The organism is Cronobacter sp. 153480017-3, from assembly GCF_053627815.1.
Genome location: NZ_JBSEYN010000002.1, coordinates 34397 through 51507 on the forward strand (window position 1 = coordinate 34397; position 17111 = coordinate 51507).

Here is a 17111-nt window from a genome sequence, read left to right on the forward strand (position 1 = left end):
AGCAACTCTCATCAGGAAGAATGCAATAACAACAGTATACGCGCGGCTGGCCCGTACGGATGCGATCAGGCCGTCGCCGATACCCGCTCGCCCGCACGCCACCAGACGATGAGCGCGCCCAACGCCACGACGCCCAGCGCGGCAAATGCCATGCGCCACGACGAGTGCGCGACGATACTGCCCGCCAGCGCCGGGCTGAACGCCGCGCCCGCGCCCTGCATCAGCATAATGACGCTTTGCCCGGCATTGACGTGCCCGGAGCCGCGCAGCGCGTTAACGATATAGCCCGGCACCGCGACGCCTAAAATCCCGGCGGCGACGCCATCAAGGATTTGCACCGGTATCACGGACAGCGGCCCGGCAAAGCTTGCCGCGAGCGCGGCGCGGACTGGCAACACGATCAGCGCAATCAGAATAAGCCTGCGATAGCCATAGCGCTGTGCCTGCGAGGCGGTGAAGAGCGCGACCGGGATCATGACGCACTGCGAAATCACCACTGTCGCCGCGGCGTAAAGACCGGGGCTCCACAGGCTGCTGCCGGTAGCCGCCACGCGCATGCTCAGCATCGGCAGCAGCGCGGCATTGCCTAAGTGAAACAGCAGCAGCGTAAGCCCGGTTGTGATAAGCACCGGGTTACGCAGCAGTACGGAGAGTTGCGGTACGGCATGGGCCTGGTTATTTTTTTCAATGCCGCGCGCCACATCATGATCGATATCCTGTTCACGGATAGCCAGCACGCAAAGCGCGGTGAAAACGGCCATGCCGGTCATCAGAATAAATACGGCACCGATGCCCCACAGCCACATCGCGACGCCTGCCAGCACCGCCGCCACCATATTGCCGCCGTGGTTAAACGCTTCGTTGCGCCCCATCTGACGGGTGAAGCTGTGCTGGCCGGTCAGGCCGAGCGTGATCCCGGCAACAAGCGGTCCAATCAGCGCGGCGGCAAGCCCGGAGACGATTTGCGACACCACAGCGACGCTGTAATGCGTGCTGTACCAGAGCAGCAGCGTCGCGAGCGTCACCAGCGCGCAGCAAGCCAGCAGTAACAGGCGCTTTTTACGGGTGGCATCGATCATAATCCCGGCTGGCACCGTCGCCAGCAGCGCGGCAATCCCGCCCGCCGTCATCACAAAGCCAATGTCATCCGGCTGCCAGTGCCGCTCCGTCAGAAAAATGCCCAGAAAAGGCCCCAGCCCATCGCGCACATCCGCCAGAAAAAAGCTCATCAGGCACAGTGCCTGTAGCGATCGCAGCATCGGTTTGATCTCCCTGTGATCCTTGAAGGTACGTCATAGCGTTATCGTGTTGTTATCACAAAAGTATGAAGGCAATAGAAAAAGTCACACAACGTTAACGTAACCAAATGAAACGAGCGAGGCGGGGGAGAACAGCCGCGGAGATTGACAGTCATGCTTTTATTTTAGTATTTTCTAAATTTAGATAAATCTAAAGTATTAAACCATGACCGATCTGAATGCGTTACACAGGCAGGCCGCCAGTGCCGCCGCGCTTCTCAAAACGCTGAGCCACCCGCAGCGATTGCTGATTTTATGCGTGCTTATAGAAAACCCCGGCACCGAAGCCGGAGAGCTTTGCAAAATGAGTGGCCTCAGCCCTTCGGCAACCTCTCAGCATCTGGCGCGGATGAAAGCGGAAGGGCTGATAGAAGGCATTCGCGAGGCACGGTACATCCGTTATCACATTAAAAATGAGGCGGTTGTGGCGCTGGTGCACACGCTTAAAACTATTTATTGTCCGGGAGAATAAAATGTCATCAATATTTATCACCCCTGAGGAAGTACACGCGCTTTCCGGGCAGAAGATCATGCTGATCGATATCCGGGGGCAGGATGAGTGGCGGCGGGAACATCTGGCTGATGCCCGCGCATTACCGCTGGAGCAGATGCAGCCCGGCTGTCTTGATAAAGACGCGCTGGCGCAGACCGACATGGTGATCTTCCACTGTCAGAGCGGGATGCGAACAGAGAAAGCCCAACAGCAACTGACAGCGGCGGCGCATCCGGCAAACGTGCGGATTATGCAGGGCGGCCTGAACGCGTGGAAAGCGGCGGGGTTGCCGGTCATTACCGACCGCCGCCAGCCGTTACCGCTGATGCGCCAGGTGCAGATTGTCGCCGGTGCGCTGGCGCTTGGCGGCACTATTGCGGGCGCGGTAGTGACGCCTGCGTTTTATATCGTTCCGGCGTTTGTCGGCGCCGGGCTGATGTTCGCGGGTATCACCGGCTGGTGCGGGATGGCGAAACTGCTGGCCGTGATGCCCTGGAATAAATAACGGGTCTCGTCAATCTCACTTGCAATAGCGCGCGTTATATAGTTGTATTATACAACTATATCTTTGAGGGCACTGTGAATGACCATGGAACCGCAACTGGTTGAAAATATCCGCGTGGCTTCGCGTCTGATGGTCCGTGAGCTCGGCTTTATGAACCAGACGCTGGCGGCAACCAATTACTCGCCTTCCGTCGTTCATACCCTGCTCGAAGCAGAGCGCTGCGGCACGATCACAGCAGCGCATCTGGTACAGGTTCTGGGGCTTGAGAAATCGAGCGTCAGCCGCATGCTGGCAAAACTCGTCGCGGCCGGGGAATTACAGGAAACGGGGTCTGCCGGGGATGCAAGAAGCAAGTTGCTTCGCCTGACGGCGCAAGGCAAAACCACGGTCGCAAAGATTAACCACTACGGTAACGAGCGCGTTATTGCCGCGTTAAAAAACCTGTCTGCACCCCAGCGCGAGCTGGTGTCGCAAGGGCTGACGCATTATGCCGGGGCGCTGCAGGCCTGCCGTGATGGCGTGGAAACCGGCGAAAAGGAAAATTTGCACATCGTTACCGGCTACCATCCGGGCATGATTGGCCGCATTACGGAAATGCACGGCCGTTATTACGCCAGAGAGCATGCCTTTGGCGCTTTTTTTGAAAGCAAAGTGGCCGCGGGGCTGGCTGATTTTGCCGGGCGTCTGGATAACCCCTGTAACCAGATTTGGCTTGCGATGCTCGATGGGCGCATTGTCGGCTCTGTGGCCATTGACGGGGAAGATCTCGGGAGCGGAGAAGCGCATCTGCGCTGGTTTATCCTGGATGATGGCTGTCGTGGCAGCGGCGCAGGCAGAACGCTGATGGCAGAAGCCATGCGGTTTTGCGATGAAAGGCAATTTCCGGCCGTTCAGTTATGGACATTCAATAAACTGACCGCGGCGAGACGCCTGTATGAGTCGTTTGGTTTTACCCTGACAAAAGAGTGGGTGGGCTCTCAGTGGGGAAGCACGATTACGGAACAGCAGTTCACCCGCAAATGTCCTGAATAAATGCATACAGAAAGAGAAAATGAGGCCAGTGCGCCTCATTTTCTTTGGGCTTTGCGTAAAAGCCTATTCCACCAGCGGTGATACGTTCGGATTAAAACTATTAATGATCTGCACGTAGTGTTTACGCTGATACTCGGTGAAGTCAGCCTCGGCGTAGAGCGTAAAAATAATAACTTCCCGGTTCAGGGGATTGGTGGACGCGTCAAAAGGCAGCTGAACCAGCGTTTGCACCTGACGAATGGTTTTTCCTTCCTGTAAATAGCGGTTCGCGATTTGCACGACCGGCAGCCGCGACGGGCCGGTTTCGTGGCGGAGCATTTTTCCTTCGAGCTGAAAGCCGGGGAGTTTGTTGCGCAGAATGTCCATTTGCGCCTCGCAAAACGCTTCCGGCGTCTGGTCTTCATCCAGCGTCGCGCGATTAATTATCAGGCTATATTCCTGATTATCCGGGTCGCGAAACATCAGCACATTAACGCTTCTGTCGAGCACCGGCGCGGTGGTCAGAAAATTTCCCTCATAAAGCGAATAGGGCTGCACTTTATTACTCATTTTTGAATTTCCTTATTTCCATTGAGTCGGCGGGCAGCGCGATGGCTTCAACCCGCCGGTTAAGCTCTCTGCCCGTTTCATTGTCATTACCGGCGACAGGCTCGCTGGCGCCGAGACCGTAAATATCAAATTGGGTCGCAGGCCTCTTTGTAATTTTCACAAGCCATTCCCGCACCGCGATCGCCCGGCTTACGGAAAGCTGCTGGTTAACCTCAGGGCTGCCGGTGTTATCCGAGTGGCCAATAATCAGAAAACGGTTTTCCGGGTGTTGATTCACCAGCGTGAACAAAGGCTGCAGTGCAGCCGGGCCGTGCGGCCGCAGACGGGCGCTGCCCGATGAAAAGAGCGACACCGGCGCCTGCGAGCTGAAATAAGGTAAACTCCTGTAGCGCCCGATGACGTCGTGCGCTTCCTCTTGCAGACGCGAGCACGGCGATAAACCCCAGTCGATGAGCCGCGGTTTTTCCGCGCACGCTAAAAGACGCTGTTGCTGTGCTTCAAGTGCCGCCAGTGCGGCGCGCCGGGCGCGTATTCGCCACGGTTCGAGGGCTTCGGTATGCGCAATCAGGGACGTTGTCAGCTGAGTCTGTTCACGCGCGTGATGAAATGCATTGAGCAGCGAGGCGGCAAGCAGGATGAAAACGGCGGTAACGCTCAGTAACGCTCCTGCGGTGCGTTGCTTTTTCACGGTATCAGGTGAGAGCGAGACAGCTTTTAATGCTGGCGGCAGCGGCGGCAACAGCAGCGCGGAAGAGAGCGGCGGAAGCACGCCATACTGATTTTCCAGAAAGCGCGCCCACGCCCCGTGGCGCGTAAAACCCTGACCGTCATCGGCCACCACAATGCCACTCAGACATAGCGTGGGATGTGTCGTGAGTGGCATCAGTGCTTCATGTAACGGCGTGGTCTGCAGCCAGTTCAGCAACGGTTTGCCCATGAGGCTTCGCTGACGCGTTTCGATGTTGTTCGACGTGCCCATAGCATCGAAAGCCTGTGCAAGCGTTTCAAAGGGTGTGGTCGTCGGTGTTTCAGTCCAGGGCGAGAGACAGTGCAAACCGGTCCAGTAAACGCTATCGGTGTTGCTTAGCCTTGCGTAAATAGCAACACAGCAGGGCAAAGGATGCGCCAGGCCCAGGGCTGTGACGGAACGTTGCCACTCCTCCAGTTGCGCCGCGAGCATTGCGACATCGTCATAACCGTCCGGCAGCAAAGGAAGCCAGAGCCGGATCTGTGCCTGTGGGTGCTGCAGGCGCACCTTTTCAACGCGGGTCTGAAGTACCTCCGCTGTGGCGGCGAGCAACCACAGGGTGTCCTGCTCTGTCCGTAAGTCCGAAGCATAGCCGGTGCGGTTAAACCAGCGCGCGGCAAAGGGCCCGACGATAAGAATGACCTGTTGGTGGTTCGCTGGCTCCGCGGCTTTCAGCGTTCGCTGTCTGGCAGGTAATAATTGTTGGCCAATGAAACACAACCCAGCCAGCAGCGCCACTACCGCACAAGCGTTGTTGAGCCCTGCAGGGCCGGGCATCAGTTGTGTGGCGATAAACGCCAGCAATGCCGTGGTGCCCGTCAGCCTGCGAGCGGATCTGCGATGTAATGCCGACATTTACTATTACTCACTTAGCCGTTGTACGCACCACCACCACACACCCGAAAGCGCGGCCATCAAAAGAATGACAAAGGCGATAAGGGCTCCCGGACGAATGATCCCGTTGCCGGCAGGGCGCATGACAGGGGAGGCGACAAAATTTTCGCAAGTTAGAGATGGGATTGCCGTTTCATACTGAAAGCGCAGCGTGCGCAGTGCGCTGTCGGTAGGGAAAAGCGCCGCCAGTAAAAACAGAAGCCGTTTCGCGTAGAGATCAATATGACAGGCTGGCTGTTGCAGCAGTGGCGAAAGCACCTCTGCGACGATGACAGGTTCCTCGTGATAGCCATAATAATGATGGGTCAGCGCATGGCCCTCCCAGCTTAGCCCCTGTCGGGCGAGAATCGTACGAGCGCGCGCATCTATACAGAGACAGAGAATTTTACAAAGCCTGTCGACATCCTCTTGCGGTGCGCCTGCCGTCATCAGTGAATGGCAGAATCTGTCAAGCGTTGTTGTCAGCCTGAGTTTTAACTCTGAAAACGAAGGAGTAATGCCATCCATAGACAGCAGAATTTCAATCGTGAGTATTTTTTCAAATAATGCGTCGGGCGTTACCATGGCTTTTGCAACACCTCTCCCCAGCCCTCACTGTCGCTGAATGAAGACAAGCGCACCCACACCGGTGCTACGGCCGCCTGGCTCGTAAATTCGACGACAATATCCAGATTATCCTCAGCGACGATCACTTTTTTCACCAGCGCGTCGGGTGTCAGCTCCTGTCGGTAAATCAGGGTATTTTTCTCATCATAAATACCGAGATGCCACCAACTCACATCTGAGCGCTGATAATCCAGCTCCTTTTTAGAGAATTTAATGACTTTCCTGAAGGGGTAAATAAATGCGATATCTTCCTGCGGTGCTTCCGATTTATCCGCTGAGAAAAAGCTGAGTTTCTTTTCACCCACGACCTCCGGATGTACCGCCCGCTTATCGAAATTCACACCGATGGCTTGCTCAAAGGAGTGAAAATCTCTCACGCTTCCGAGGCCATATTTCCCCATTTCACATGGCGGTTGTTCCAGCCCCAGCAAAGTACGAACGCGTTGTTTCGCAACCTGGTCTCGTTCCCACCACGCAAGCGCGACGCTTCCCGTCGCCTTCGCCTGATTACTGTGGTCTGCCCAGACTTTGGGGTGTTGCCTGCGGCCATAAAAATGCCAGAGCAGGATCTTATGCGGGCAATAAATATCGTAGCCATTGGTCCATGCGCGTGCCGCCATGGCTATCTCTTCACCCGCGAAGAAAATATGCGGATCGTTGGGCACTTCTTTGACAAAACTGCCATCAGCAAAAATAAAACCGCCAGCCAGATAGCCGCAGCGTAAAGGCGATGACGACGTTACCGTTCGGGAAGAGAGCATGACAATACCCTGTGGGGTAAACTCACGGAAAATAAGCCGACTGATGTAACGCTTTCTGTCTTCACTATTATCCGGGTCATAAGGCGGCGGGTAAGTTGATAACACAGGCTTAGAGCTCGATGAGCGCAATTCTTCGACTGTGTTAATCATTTCCTGATCCCAGTTTTCAATAAAACGGCAGTGGGAATCGATTTGCAGGAAATAGTCTTCATCGTTAAATCGCGTTTCGGCCATATGACGCGCCCAGCACGCCCCCTGGCTGGTGTAGTAGTGCAGGCTTATTACATCAATCACTACGCCTGCGAAACTGAGTTTATACAACGCGCCGTTATCCATCCCTTCCACAAATACGACGGTAAATCCTTGATTAAGAAACTGCTTAATATCGTTATCGTCCTGCCAGCATACCGAAATATGTAACCGTTCAGGATAAGCCGCCGTCAGCATATCTTTAAGCGTCGGGATCAGTTCAGGATCCCGGTAACTGGCAATACTAACGAACAGGGTTGAAAGCGAATGATTCATAGGGCAGGCCGCTACTTTGTTTGCAGGATAATTTCAGCCTGAGCGGTAAAATCGCCGTTCGCCGGATGGAGAACGCCTGCCGTGGGCTTAAGGTGCGCCTTCCAGTGAAAGCTCGCCGGGGTATTGGCCACGATATTCGTCAGTTGCTCGCGGGTACTGCCATCTAACAACATCAGCTGCCCCTGGCTGTCTTTGATTTCTATGCCAAGCCTGTCGCTGTTACCCGCGCTATCTTTAACTTTAATATATTGATTGTCCGCAGAGGGCGTATTTGTTGAAATAGCGGCTGTTGCGGAGTAGTTCCCATAATCAGACTGACAAGTAATGTCAAAGTTGAGAGCTTTTTCGATGCCGCCTGCAGCCAGGTCCGCTGCGGTAACAAGCCCGAAGTCCACCACTTTATTATTGTTGAAAGTGCATGCTGGTGTACTCACCACCAGTATCTGTCCGATATTAAGTCTTTGAGCATAGTGACTGATGTTATTTATCAAAACCCAGTTATAAGCAATGTCGCCGGGTGGCAAAAGAATATCACCATCGGGATTTTTCAGAGAAACGGTTGGCTGTGTTTTATAAAGCTCTATACGGAAGTATGAGCCTACAGGATAAATAAATCGCCCCATGGTTGACGGGAAACTCATGGCACCTTCGGAGGGAAAATCACCGAAAGCGGAGGCATTATTCCAGCGCAATTTTAGCCCAATGCCCGGCACAGACGTTGGGTAAAGTTTTGTGCTGGTATCCTGTGGACCAAGATTATAAGGGCTTTTACCGAATGGTGTGCCGTTCAGGCAGTTAATATAAGAAATCCGCGTGCTTTGTAATGAGGAATCATAGCTGTAAACAGGCACTGTCGTGCTGGTTTGCGCCGCGGCATCAATAGTAATGGTCTGGGAAGGAATGGATAACGTCGTGGGGCCGACGCCGTCGCTCAGGTCAACCTCACAGGCCTGAGCTTTTACAATAGTAATAACAAATAGCGCCACAATGGAAAGCCATTTTTTCATTTTTTTAATCCTTTTCTGTATCCAGTCGGGAAATTAACTCCGCCGGGATAAACTTTAATAACTCGTTAAAATGCATTCCGATGGTCAGCTCGGTAAAAGCCAGTAGCGGTATAACGGGGCTACTTGGCTCGGCATGAATAAACCAGGCGCGGATTTCTTTAAGCCGGGAAAGCGCCTCAGCCCGACTATTAATAGTGTGCGGTTGCGCTGTCATTGTTACTTGCGCAGATACCTCTTCTGGCATCAGCACAGGCACTATTAACTCCTCTCCTGACGCGCCCGGTTGAAGGGGATCAACCGGAGTTTCGGAATAGACCGCTGACTGTTCATCCTCTGAGAGAAACAGGCTCAAAAGCTGGCTCATTTGAGGAAAATCAGGCATATCGATATTGGTTTTCTGCGGGATTATATTTTTTATCTTATCGAGCCATGCCTTTGCCACTTGTAAAGAGCGGATTACAGGATCATTCCGCGTTTTCCATTCGAGACGTAAGGCGGAAAGCATTATTTCAGGCAATGCATCGCTGTCGCGCGGGAGAGCATGCGATTTTTCGAATATTTTAAGTGTGATCTGCGTACCGGCGGCTTTGGGCAACAATTGATTACGCAAATCGCCAATGATGCCATGAATATCTTCCAGCTCATTTAGCGCGTTAATACGCATCAGGGGATCGAACTCCCCTTCGTCATAAAGTTGTGGATGAATATCTTCAGGCCAGCGCGTGAGAAAAAAAGATAGCGCAATGAGCCCTTCCTCAAGCGCCGTCAGTCCTGTTTGTCGCAAGCGGCACCGCATAAGAATAATCAGCAATCTGATATCTTTACTGCGGTTGAACAGGGCTAAACAGTCACGTTCAATTTCCGCCCAGTTTACGGGTTCTGCGGCCTCGATGAACTGGCCATATTCCGCATCAAGCCTCGGCTGTAATCGTGACAGCAGTAAAATGAAATCGGAGTCATATTCGAGGTTTACACCGCACGGAAATGCACCTGGGAGAGGCATCGTGAGTGGTTGATAATATTCCGATATCTGCAGAGTATCTATGTCCATAAGTTATTCATCCTTTACGGCAAGCATTATTGCGCCAGGGCGTGGTGAGGAAATTCAGCCATGTTGGTTAAGTTCAGGCTCAAAACACATGCCATAGAGCGGTTTCATAGACTCTTCTCTGGGAAGCCAACTGGCGTAGCCGAGTTGATGTGTGCCGTCCAGCGAGGCATGCGGCACCGCCTGCGCGTTAAGAAGCAGTTGTACTTCCCATGCGTATTCAAAGCCGACAAAATTGCGCACCCATTCTTTCAGGATGGGAAGATCCTGACCCCACGGGCTAAAACGCAGGTATTGCTCAAGACTGAGCGGCCCGATGATGAGCTGAAATTTATGCTGGCGATCCAGTACGGTTTCGCCGAGTATCGCGCCTTTACCGAGTAACATCGCGGCGTCGTTACTGCCTAATTGCGTTTGATCACAACGCTCCAGAACGATCCACTGACCGACAAACTCCTTTATATTGACGGGTACCTGGAAATAGTCCTGGATAGCGCCAAGCAATCCCTCCGGGTTTCGCGCCTCCCGCACAAGATGTGCAGTTGATCTCAGCCTTGCGTGAGAGGGCAGCGCGGAGGCGGTGATTTCCTGAAGATCCAGCCCGGCCAGACTCCCTACATAAAAGGCGAATTTTTCGTCATCGGTTCTGTCAAGCGTCGCGGAATCCTGTGAAATAAACCAGGCACGATAAAAAAGAGAAAGCGCGCGGTGATGAAAGAGATCGACAAAATCCGCCAGCGCGTGATCGTGATTCTCCATTCGGCTGTAGACGAGTTCGGTAAAATGGAGTGGCATTGCTCCTTGCGCGCCCCATACGCCGGTTCCAAAAACCTGCAGATTTACCTTGCCGTTGCGCCAGTCCATGCAGGCGATTTCACGTGGCGCAAATGCCATATACGCGCGCTGTCCAATTCTGAACGCTTCCTCTGAAGGCAGGGCGGCGCGCCCGACCTGCGGCCGGTGAGAATATCGTGCCGCGATAGCACGTAATACGCTGATAAACCCTGATTGCCAGGGGGCTTCATGTTGACACCACGCTTCCAGGCAAGCGGGTAGCGCCGTTTTCTCTGGGGTTTCGGGAAGCATTACAAAACGCCTCGCCTTCCCGGGCGCGCTTTCCAGCGACTGATGCGTCCACGTTGCATGGAGACTAATTCTGTTTCGGTGAACACATTAATCGCAGCATGTCGGGCGATGTAATTTTCCATAATAAGACCGAAGAGATACGGACTAATGCCTGAGAAACCTGCCTCGTCTACCGTCAGGGTACAGCGCACGCCTCTGCCATAAATAAGCAGACCATCATCGGGTAAGCGGCGGACAATGGGCTCGCTTTTACATCCCACCAGGGCATCTATCTGGGTACTGGCCTCATGATCAGAATGGCTGATGAACAACCGCAGCATCTTGCGTAGCGCTTCTCCACCCGTGCTGTGATCCATGTCTGCCAGCGGCTGATAATTGAAACTGAGCTGTCGTATCAGTCGCCAGGCGGATTCGCCTTCTGCAAAAGGAGAGTGTGGAAAAGAGGGCGCGCAGACAAATCGTGCGCTTTCAACCGGTGCGGCGTCGGTCATGGTAAGATCAAAATGGCCAGAACGAGAAAGCAAAACGGGCAGATCGCGATTAGTGACCAGCGCATCGACCGATAAATAACGAAGCTCGTCGCTAAAAGGCGCCTCATGCTGGTCAACCAACGAGATAAACACTTCGGTGCCCCGATACGAGGTGCGTGTTTCATAATGACGAACGTTTTTGTCCAGCGTTCTGGGGCGTCGGGTATGTGAAAAATAACGTCCGGCATTCCCATGATGGTAATGACGCGTCTGGAAAAGAGGACTGAACGTGACTTCGTTGCTGCTTTCAGCCTGCTGTCCTGCCACTTTACTTATCGAAAAAATTTCGTAATCCAGCGGGCGACTGCGATCGGCAACAACATGAAACTCATTCAATGCCCGGTTAATTTCGATTCTGTCCATCTGTTTGGGAAACAGATTTATCACCGGTGTACAAAAAAGCAGAAAGCGCGCAGCCGTGATATGGGCCACCAGATCCTGAGGCGCGTTATCAAGCAAGATAATGATTTCAGCTTCGTTGCTGTCTATCTTTTTTAGCCCTTCACTCAGTTGTGTGAGCGTAAAAAAGTAGAAGCGCTGGCGGCAGGTAAAATATTCCTGAAGAAGCGTATGCCCATGAAAGATGTTCCACTGCGCAGGCAGTAAGGACTGTTCGGGGTTTAACCCCTCAAAGGTAAGCGGCATCTCTGTGACTAACGTGTCGACATTCCCGGCAGACGTCTTACCGTGAATCATCATAGCGACATGCGCAGTATGGATGAGCTCAAAAATGTGCGAAACGACACGCTCATCACCATCAATATAAACAGGCAGTTGTTCAAGCCCGGCTAATTGCGAAAAACGTAAATTCTCATGCAGCTTTAGCTTGATACGCAGTGCGCCTTTAAGGCGCTGAACAGGCAGAACGAATTTTGCTGTCGAAGGAATGTCAGGAGGTAAAGAGGTTAACCTTGCCTCGGTAATCTCCAGTGGCCATAGCGTGACCGCGTGACCGTTGCGGAATTCACAGCGGGTTGCCTCACCCGGTGCGATGGGGGAATAAAAAGCGCTGTGACGGGCAACGGTATACCCGTGAGTTAAATCTCCCTCTTTGAAATCGGGCTTCAATTGCACTACCCCCATAGAGGGAACCGGAGAAGTATAATTAGGATAAATAATATCTAACAGGCGCTGTGTAAACTGCGGAAAGCCGGCGTCCAGTTTAATCTGGACTCTGGCAGACATAAAACAAAACGCTTCTATCAAACGTTCCACGTAAGGATCGGCAATTTCAATTCCATGCATACCCAGGCGCGCAGCAATTTTTGGATGCTGCAATGCAAACTCCTGCGCCATTTCTCGCATGTAAGTGAGTTCTTTATTGTAATAATCAAGAAATTTATTATCCATGCCATGTCCTGATTAAATGCTTGCCATTCCATTCGGCTTAGAAAGGACGATTTAGATCGCTGAGCATAACGCTGTTATTCAATTCTCAATTTTGATTGATAACCAGTATTGGCTTTTCTACAGCGAGAGCTTGTCCTTTGCGTTTTTTATAAAAAATTATGAGAATCATTCATTGAATGTATAAAAAAAGTTCCATTAATGCACTAACCAAAGGTCGTAAAGCCGCTCAGGCGAATAGGTTATCTGATAAAAGTATGTCATGACAAAAGGACAGGCTCAACGCACGAGGTTGACTGGTAGCGTTTTAGAAAAATGTTCTGGAAAGATATTTTCTTATAAAACAGTTTGTTACGCTGGGCATTCGTTTCAATTTAGGAATTGTGCTTGGATTGCTTTCTTAAAACGTTCCTGTAACTGGATTACATATTTATCTTTCCTCTCTTTTTGTCTAATTTCTAAAAAAAGAAATGGCGCAATCGCGTAATCAGGCTGCAGTTCTTTTCGGAAACTATGTTAAGAGAAAACATAAAGTGGCTATCTCAAGGAAGAATCTTTTTTCAAAGCTGGGTGACACGCTCTTCAGAAGTATTGAAAGCGCAACGACGCTCTGTAAGTTACGCGGTAATCCTTATGTGGGGCTGGTCCATTGGATTAATCAGCTCTGGCACCAGGAAGATAACGATCTCAAGCATGTCGCACGTTATTTCAATGTTGACTGCGAATCCCTGGATCGTGAGTTAGCGCGTTCTCTTAATCATTTACCTGATGGCGCAACAGCGGTCGCAGATTTTTCTTATCTTATTGAGCTGGCGATTGAACGGGCCTGGATGTATACCAGTCTTGAGCATTCTGAAAGTAAAATACGTAGCGGACATCTTTTAATAGCGTTGCTGACGTCTGTAGAGCTTCGCCGTGCTTTATTAGCGATTGCTGCGCCACTGGAGAAAATTGTACTCGAGCAATTCAATCGCGATTTCAACTATATCACCCGCAATTCACCTGAAGTAAAAGAGAGCGAATCGACGGTATTTCTTAGCAGCCAGAATGCTATGCCGGGTGAAGCCAGCGGCGCTATCAAATTACAAGGCAGTGGCAGCCTTGCTCAATATGCAACCGACCTCACCGCGCTTGCCAGAGAAGGAAAGATTGACCCTGTGCTGGGCCGCGATCGCGAAATCAGCACAATGATCGATATCCTTCTGCGTCGCCGTCAAAACAATCCCTTACTGACCGGAGACGCTGGCGTTGGCAAAACGGCTGTCGTCGAAGGACTGGCGCTCGCCATTAGCGCAGGTGAAGTGCCTCCTTCGCTCGCTGAGGTGCGCTTAATGAGCCTGGATATCGTGGCGCTTTCTGCAGGGGCCAGTATGAAAGGCGAATTCGAAGCGCGTCTTAAAGCTGTGCTGGAAGAAGCGGCCTCTTCTGAGCAACCGGTCATTTTATTTATTGATGAGGTACATAATCTGGTCGGCGCGGGAAATACCGCAGGGACCGGCGATGCAGCAAATTTACTGAAGCCAGCGTTAGCCCGTGGTCAGTTAAGGACAATCGGAGCAACGACCTGGAGTGAATTTAAACGACATATTGAAAAAGATCCTGCGCTGACACGTCGTTTTCAGGTGTTGCAGGTAGAGGAGCCTGATGAGGACAATGCCACGGAAATGTTGCGTGGTCTGGTGCCGGTGCTGGAAGCGCATCATAACGTCTGGGTTTTAGAAGAAGCATTACGCGCAGCCGTAAAACTCTCGCATCGTTATATCCCCGCCAGGCAGTTACCTGACAAAGCGATCAGTTTGCTGGATACGGCCTGCGCCAGAGTTGCCGTAGGGCAATATGCGCCCCCGCAAATGTTGCAGGATTTAAAATACCAGACGGAATCTGCAAAAAGGCAGCTTTCGCTGGCCGTTAAAGCCAGTACGCTTGGTAAAGGTAATGAGGCATCTGTTAATGCATTAAAGCGCGTTATCACACAGAAGATTAAAGAAGCCGATTCGTTTGAATCGCGTTGGCAGCAGGAAAAAAATATTGTTAGCGAAATTAATGCGCTGCGAGCCACGCTACAGAATCATTGCCAGCAGGAAAACGTCGATGACGAACAGCAAGCAGCGTTAAAAAAGGCACTTTTACAGGCAGAGGGTCAGCTTAATCGGGTTCGTGGTGAACAGACGATGATTCACACGGAGGTTAGCGCAAATGTCGTTGCCGCTATTGTAAGTGAATGGACAGGTGTTCCGATTGGCCAGATGCTTCAGGATGAGATGAATATTGTCCGCGAACTTCCTTTGCATCTTGCTGAACGTGTCACCGGCCAGCCTTTTGCGCTTAAGCAAATTAGTGAGCGTATTTTAATGGCCCGTGCAGGCCTGGCGGATCCTGGCCGTCCGACAGGCGTCTTTATGCTGACGGGGCCGTCCGGGACCGGTAAAACGGAAACCGCGCTGGTCATTGCGGAAAAAATGTATGGCGGCGAGCATAATCTCATTACTATTAATATGAGTGAGTATCAGGAAGCGCATACCGTATCCGCTTTAAAAGGATCACCGCCGGGATATATTGGTTATGGTGAAGGAGGCGTTCTTACCGAAGCGGTTCGCCGTAAACCTTATAGCGTTATTTTGCTGGATGAGATTGAAAAAGCCCATCCTGATGTGCATGAGTTGTTTTTCCAGGTTTTTGATAAAGGACGGATGGAAGATGGCGAGGGCCGATTAATTGATTTTCGTAATACCATCATCCTGTTAACAAGCAATGTGGGTAGTGAAAAGCTAATCTCGTTATCGCGTGATGAAAATACACTGCCTGAAGAGAAAATGCTGGCAGAACTACTGCATACTGAGTTATTAAAATTTTTCCCTGCTGCATTTCTCGGCCGGCTAACGGTAATTCCTTATCTCCCTTTGAGGCGAGAAGCATTAGGATTCATTATAAATGCTCAGCTTAAGCGGGTGGCAAAGCGTCTTTATGAAAATCATAAAGTAACGCTTGAATATAGCGATGAAGTGATTAACTACATTATTGACCAATGCCACGTATCCGATACCGGTGCGAGAGTGTTAATTCGTTATATCGAGCAGAATATTTTACCCCAGATAGGAGGGATTCTTATGAATAACGCCCAAAAAGCGAAGCTTTCAGGCGTGACGATCTCAACGGGAACAGAATGTCTTCTGGTAGCACCTTATTGCGAGGATGACATAGCAGAAAAAAGCACTACTGTGCAATAAACGGGAACCATACAAGGATGGTTCGTTTTCGAAAGCTATTATGTGAATAAATGAAGGATTATCATGCGTAAATTACGTTTTGCATACTGCGCTCTGGCGCTTGGCTTAATTTCTGGTTATGCCAGCGCAGCTTCGCAAGGGACCGTTACTTTTAACGGAAAACTGATTGCTGAAACATGCGAAATCGACACCAATGATGTGGATAAAACCGTCACGCTGCCGACGATATCCACACAAACCCTTGCTAAAGCGGGAGATGAAGCAGGTAGCACGACATTTACGATTAAAGCAGTCAGTTGCCCTGCTGCCATTACTAAGGTGGCTGCGCATTTTGAAGCCCTGGATTCCACAGGATTCGATCCGGTTACAGGTAACCTGACAAATGCTGCTGCAACGGGAGGCGCTAAAAACGTAGAGGTACGGTTATATAATACCGACTCAAGTGTTATTGCCGTTGGCGAGACTGGTGCTGCGTTTGATGTACAGTCTGACCAGACAGCTTTAATGCGTTATATCGGTGGCTATTATGCTACTGCCGCCACCGAAGCGGGTGATGTCACGGCTAAAGTAAATTATACCTTAAGTTATCCCTGATATTTAAATATGGCGACTCTGAAAAGGGTCGCCATTAATGAGTGCTATATCATCATTTCATAAAAATAGTTAATTAGGGTTTTGCTATGTCTTTCAAACTTTTAAAGATAATGGCTGTTTTTTTGTGCGGCATTTCTGTTTGCTCAGCGTCAATGACAATCAGCGGTACGCGCATAATATTTCCTGGTAATGAAAAAGATGTCAGTGTACGCACGAATAACAAAGGCAGCCAACCTGCTCTGGTACAAGTATGGGTTGATGATGGTAAAACGGATTCTGATATTAATCAGGTCAAAGTTCCTTTTGTTGTTACGCCACCGGTTTATCGTGTAGAACCGGGGAGAGGACAAAGTGTCCGTCTTGTTTATAACGGGATGACGTTACCACAAGATCGTGAATCGGTTTTCTGGTTCAATATGCTGGAGATCCCGCCAGCACCTGATGGAAATGTGAAAAAAAATCGCCTGGAGCTGGCATTTCGTACGCGTATAAAAATCTTCTTCAGACCTCAAACGCTTACCAGTAGTAGTGAAGCAAATGTTGATAAACTTCGCTGGAAAATAATAAATGATAATGTGAAGGGCATTGGCGTAGAAGTGACAAACGCGACACCTTACTTCTTTTCTTTTGATACCGCCAGGTTAAATACAAAGACAGCAAAAATAGATTTAATTATGGATATGGTGGCCCCAGGCGCTACAGAAAGATTTTATCCAGCAAAAAAATTGACCGGCTCAATGTCTGTTGATTCAGTCACCTTTTGGCTTTTGAATGATTATGGCGCGTCCGTTATGAAGATACTTAAACCAGCAGGTGGCAACTCTTTAAATCTCTCCGGGAAATAAAAGAATAAGTAAAGTG

The 17111-nt window shown here is 50.9% G+C and carries 15 protein-coding genes; 6 read left to right on the forward strand and 9 right to left on the reverse strand.

From position 1 onward, the window contains the following. Nucleotides 1–65 precede the first annotated feature (65 nt). On the reverse strand, nt 66–1259 hold the full coding sequence (locus ACUW6V_RS04660; RefSeq protein ID WP_454038067.1) for an MFS transporter: 1194 nt from the start codon (nt 1257–1259) through the stop codon (nt 66–68). Between the two features lie 205 nt (nt 1260–1464). On the opposite strand from ACUW6V_RS04660, the gene ACUW6V_RS04665 reads away from it, so the two are divergent. From ACUW6V_RS04665 to ACUW6V_RS04675, 3 genes are all read left to right on the forward strand, one after another. Next, nucleotides 1465–1770, forward strand: coding sequence for an ArsR/SmtB family transcription factor (locus tag ACUW6V_RS04665; RefSeq protein ID WP_454038068.1), 306 nt, complete (start codon nt 1465–1467; stop codon nt 1768–1770). 1 nt (nt 1771) lies between these two features. After that, nucleotides 1772–2296 (forward strand): rhodanese-like domain-containing protein, encoded by a 525-nt coding sequence (locus ACUW6V_RS04670; protein WP_171964049.1) that lies wholly within the window; start codon nt 1772–1774, stop codon nt 2294–2296. Between the two features lie 78 nt (nt 2297–2374). After that, complete coding sequence (locus ACUW6V_RS04675) at nt 2375–3328, forward strand: helix-turn-helix domain-containing GNAT family N-acetyltransferase (protein ID WP_319704083.1); 954 nt, start codon at nt 2375–2377, stop codon at nt 3326–3328. 63 nt (nt 3329–3391) lie between these two features. On the opposite strand, the gene ACUW6V_RS04680 is transcribed toward ACUW6V_RS04675, so the two are convergent. Genes ACUW6V_RS04680 through tssF form a run of 8 tightly spaced genes read right to left on the reverse strand, consistent with a single transcriptional unit; the run spans nt 3392 to nt 12432 of the window. Then, on the reverse strand, nt 3392–3877 hold the full coding sequence (locus tag ACUW6V_RS04680) for a DcrB-related protein (protein ID WP_104658732.1): 486 nt from the start codon (nt 3875–3877) through the stop codon (nt 3392–3394). Continuing rightward, the gene (locus ACUW6V_RS04685) at nt 3870–5429 is read right to left on the reverse strand and encodes an OmpA family protein (protein ID WP_454038069.1); all 1560 of its coding nucleotides are present in this window, start codon (nt 5427–5429) and stop codon (nt 3870–3872) included. Before ACUW6V_RS04685 ends, ACUW6V_RS04680 begins: the two co-directional genes overlap by 8 nt. A gap of 57 nt (nt 5430–5486) precedes the next feature. Further along, on the reverse strand, nt 5487–6083 hold the full coding sequence (locus ACUW6V_RS04690; RefSeq protein ID WP_454038070.1) for a hypothetical protein: 597 nt from the start codon (nt 6081–6083) through the stop codon (nt 5487–5489). Continuing rightward, a complete protein-coding gene (locus ACUW6V_RS04695; protein ID WP_454038071.1) occupies nt 6077–7411 on the reverse strand; it encodes a GlcNAc-transferase family protein in 1335 nt (444 codons plus the stop codon). The genes ACUW6V_RS04690 and ACUW6V_RS04695 overlap by 7 nt, the downstream gene beginning before the upstream one ends. A gap of 11 nt (nt 7412–7422) precedes the next feature. Beyond that, on the reverse strand, nt 7423–8418 hold the full coding sequence (locus ACUW6V_RS04700) for a fimbrial protein (protein WP_097648934.1): 996 nt from the start codon (nt 8416–8418) through the stop codon (nt 7423–7425). A 4-nt stretch (nt 8419–8422) separates the two neighbouring features. Then, the gene (locus ACUW6V_RS04705; protein WP_454038072.1) at nt 8423–9469 is read right to left on the reverse strand and encodes a type VI secretion system protein TssA; all 1047 of its coding nucleotides are present in this window, start codon (nt 9467–9469) and stop codon (nt 8423–8425) included. Between the two features lie 54 nt (nt 9470–9523). Next, nucleotides 9524–10552, reverse strand: a complete 1029-nt coding sequence (gene tssG, locus ACUW6V_RS04710) for a type VI secretion system baseplate subunit TssG (protein WP_014729368.1) — start codon at nt 10550–10552, stop codon at nt 9524–9526. Further along, nucleotides 10552–12432: a type VI secretion system baseplate subunit TssF gene (gene tssF / locus ACUW6V_RS04715; RefSeq protein ID WP_454038073.1), complete on the reverse strand. Its 1881-nt coding sequence runs from the start codon at nt 12430–12432 to the stop codon at nt 10552–10554. The genes tssG and tssF overlap by 1 nt, the downstream gene beginning before the upstream one ends. Before the next feature lie 530 nt (nt 12433–12962). Between tssF and tssH the strand changes: the two genes are divergently transcribed. The 3 genes from tssH to ACUW6V_RS04730 all read left to right on the forward strand — a co-directional run bounded on the left by tssH (nt 12963) and on the right by ACUW6V_RS04730 (nt 17095). After that, nucleotides 12963–15656, forward strand: a complete 2694-nt coding sequence (gene tssH / locus ACUW6V_RS04720; protein ID WP_454038212.1) for a type VI secretion system ATPase TssH — start codon at nt 12963–12965, stop codon at nt 15654–15656. A 63-nt stretch (nt 15657–15719) separates the two neighbouring features. Then, nucleotides 15720–16250: a fimbrial protein gene (locus ACUW6V_RS04725; protein WP_007865470.1), complete on the forward strand. Its 531-nt coding sequence runs from the start codon at nt 15720–15722 to the stop codon at nt 16248–16250. Nucleotides 16251–16336: 86 nt separating this feature from the next. After that, nucleotides 16337–17095, forward strand: coding sequence for a fimbrial biogenesis chaperone (locus tag ACUW6V_RS04730; RefSeq protein WP_180552843.1), 759 nt, complete (start codon nt 16337–16339; stop codon nt 17093–17095). Nucleotides 17096–17111: the final 16 nt, after the last annotated feature.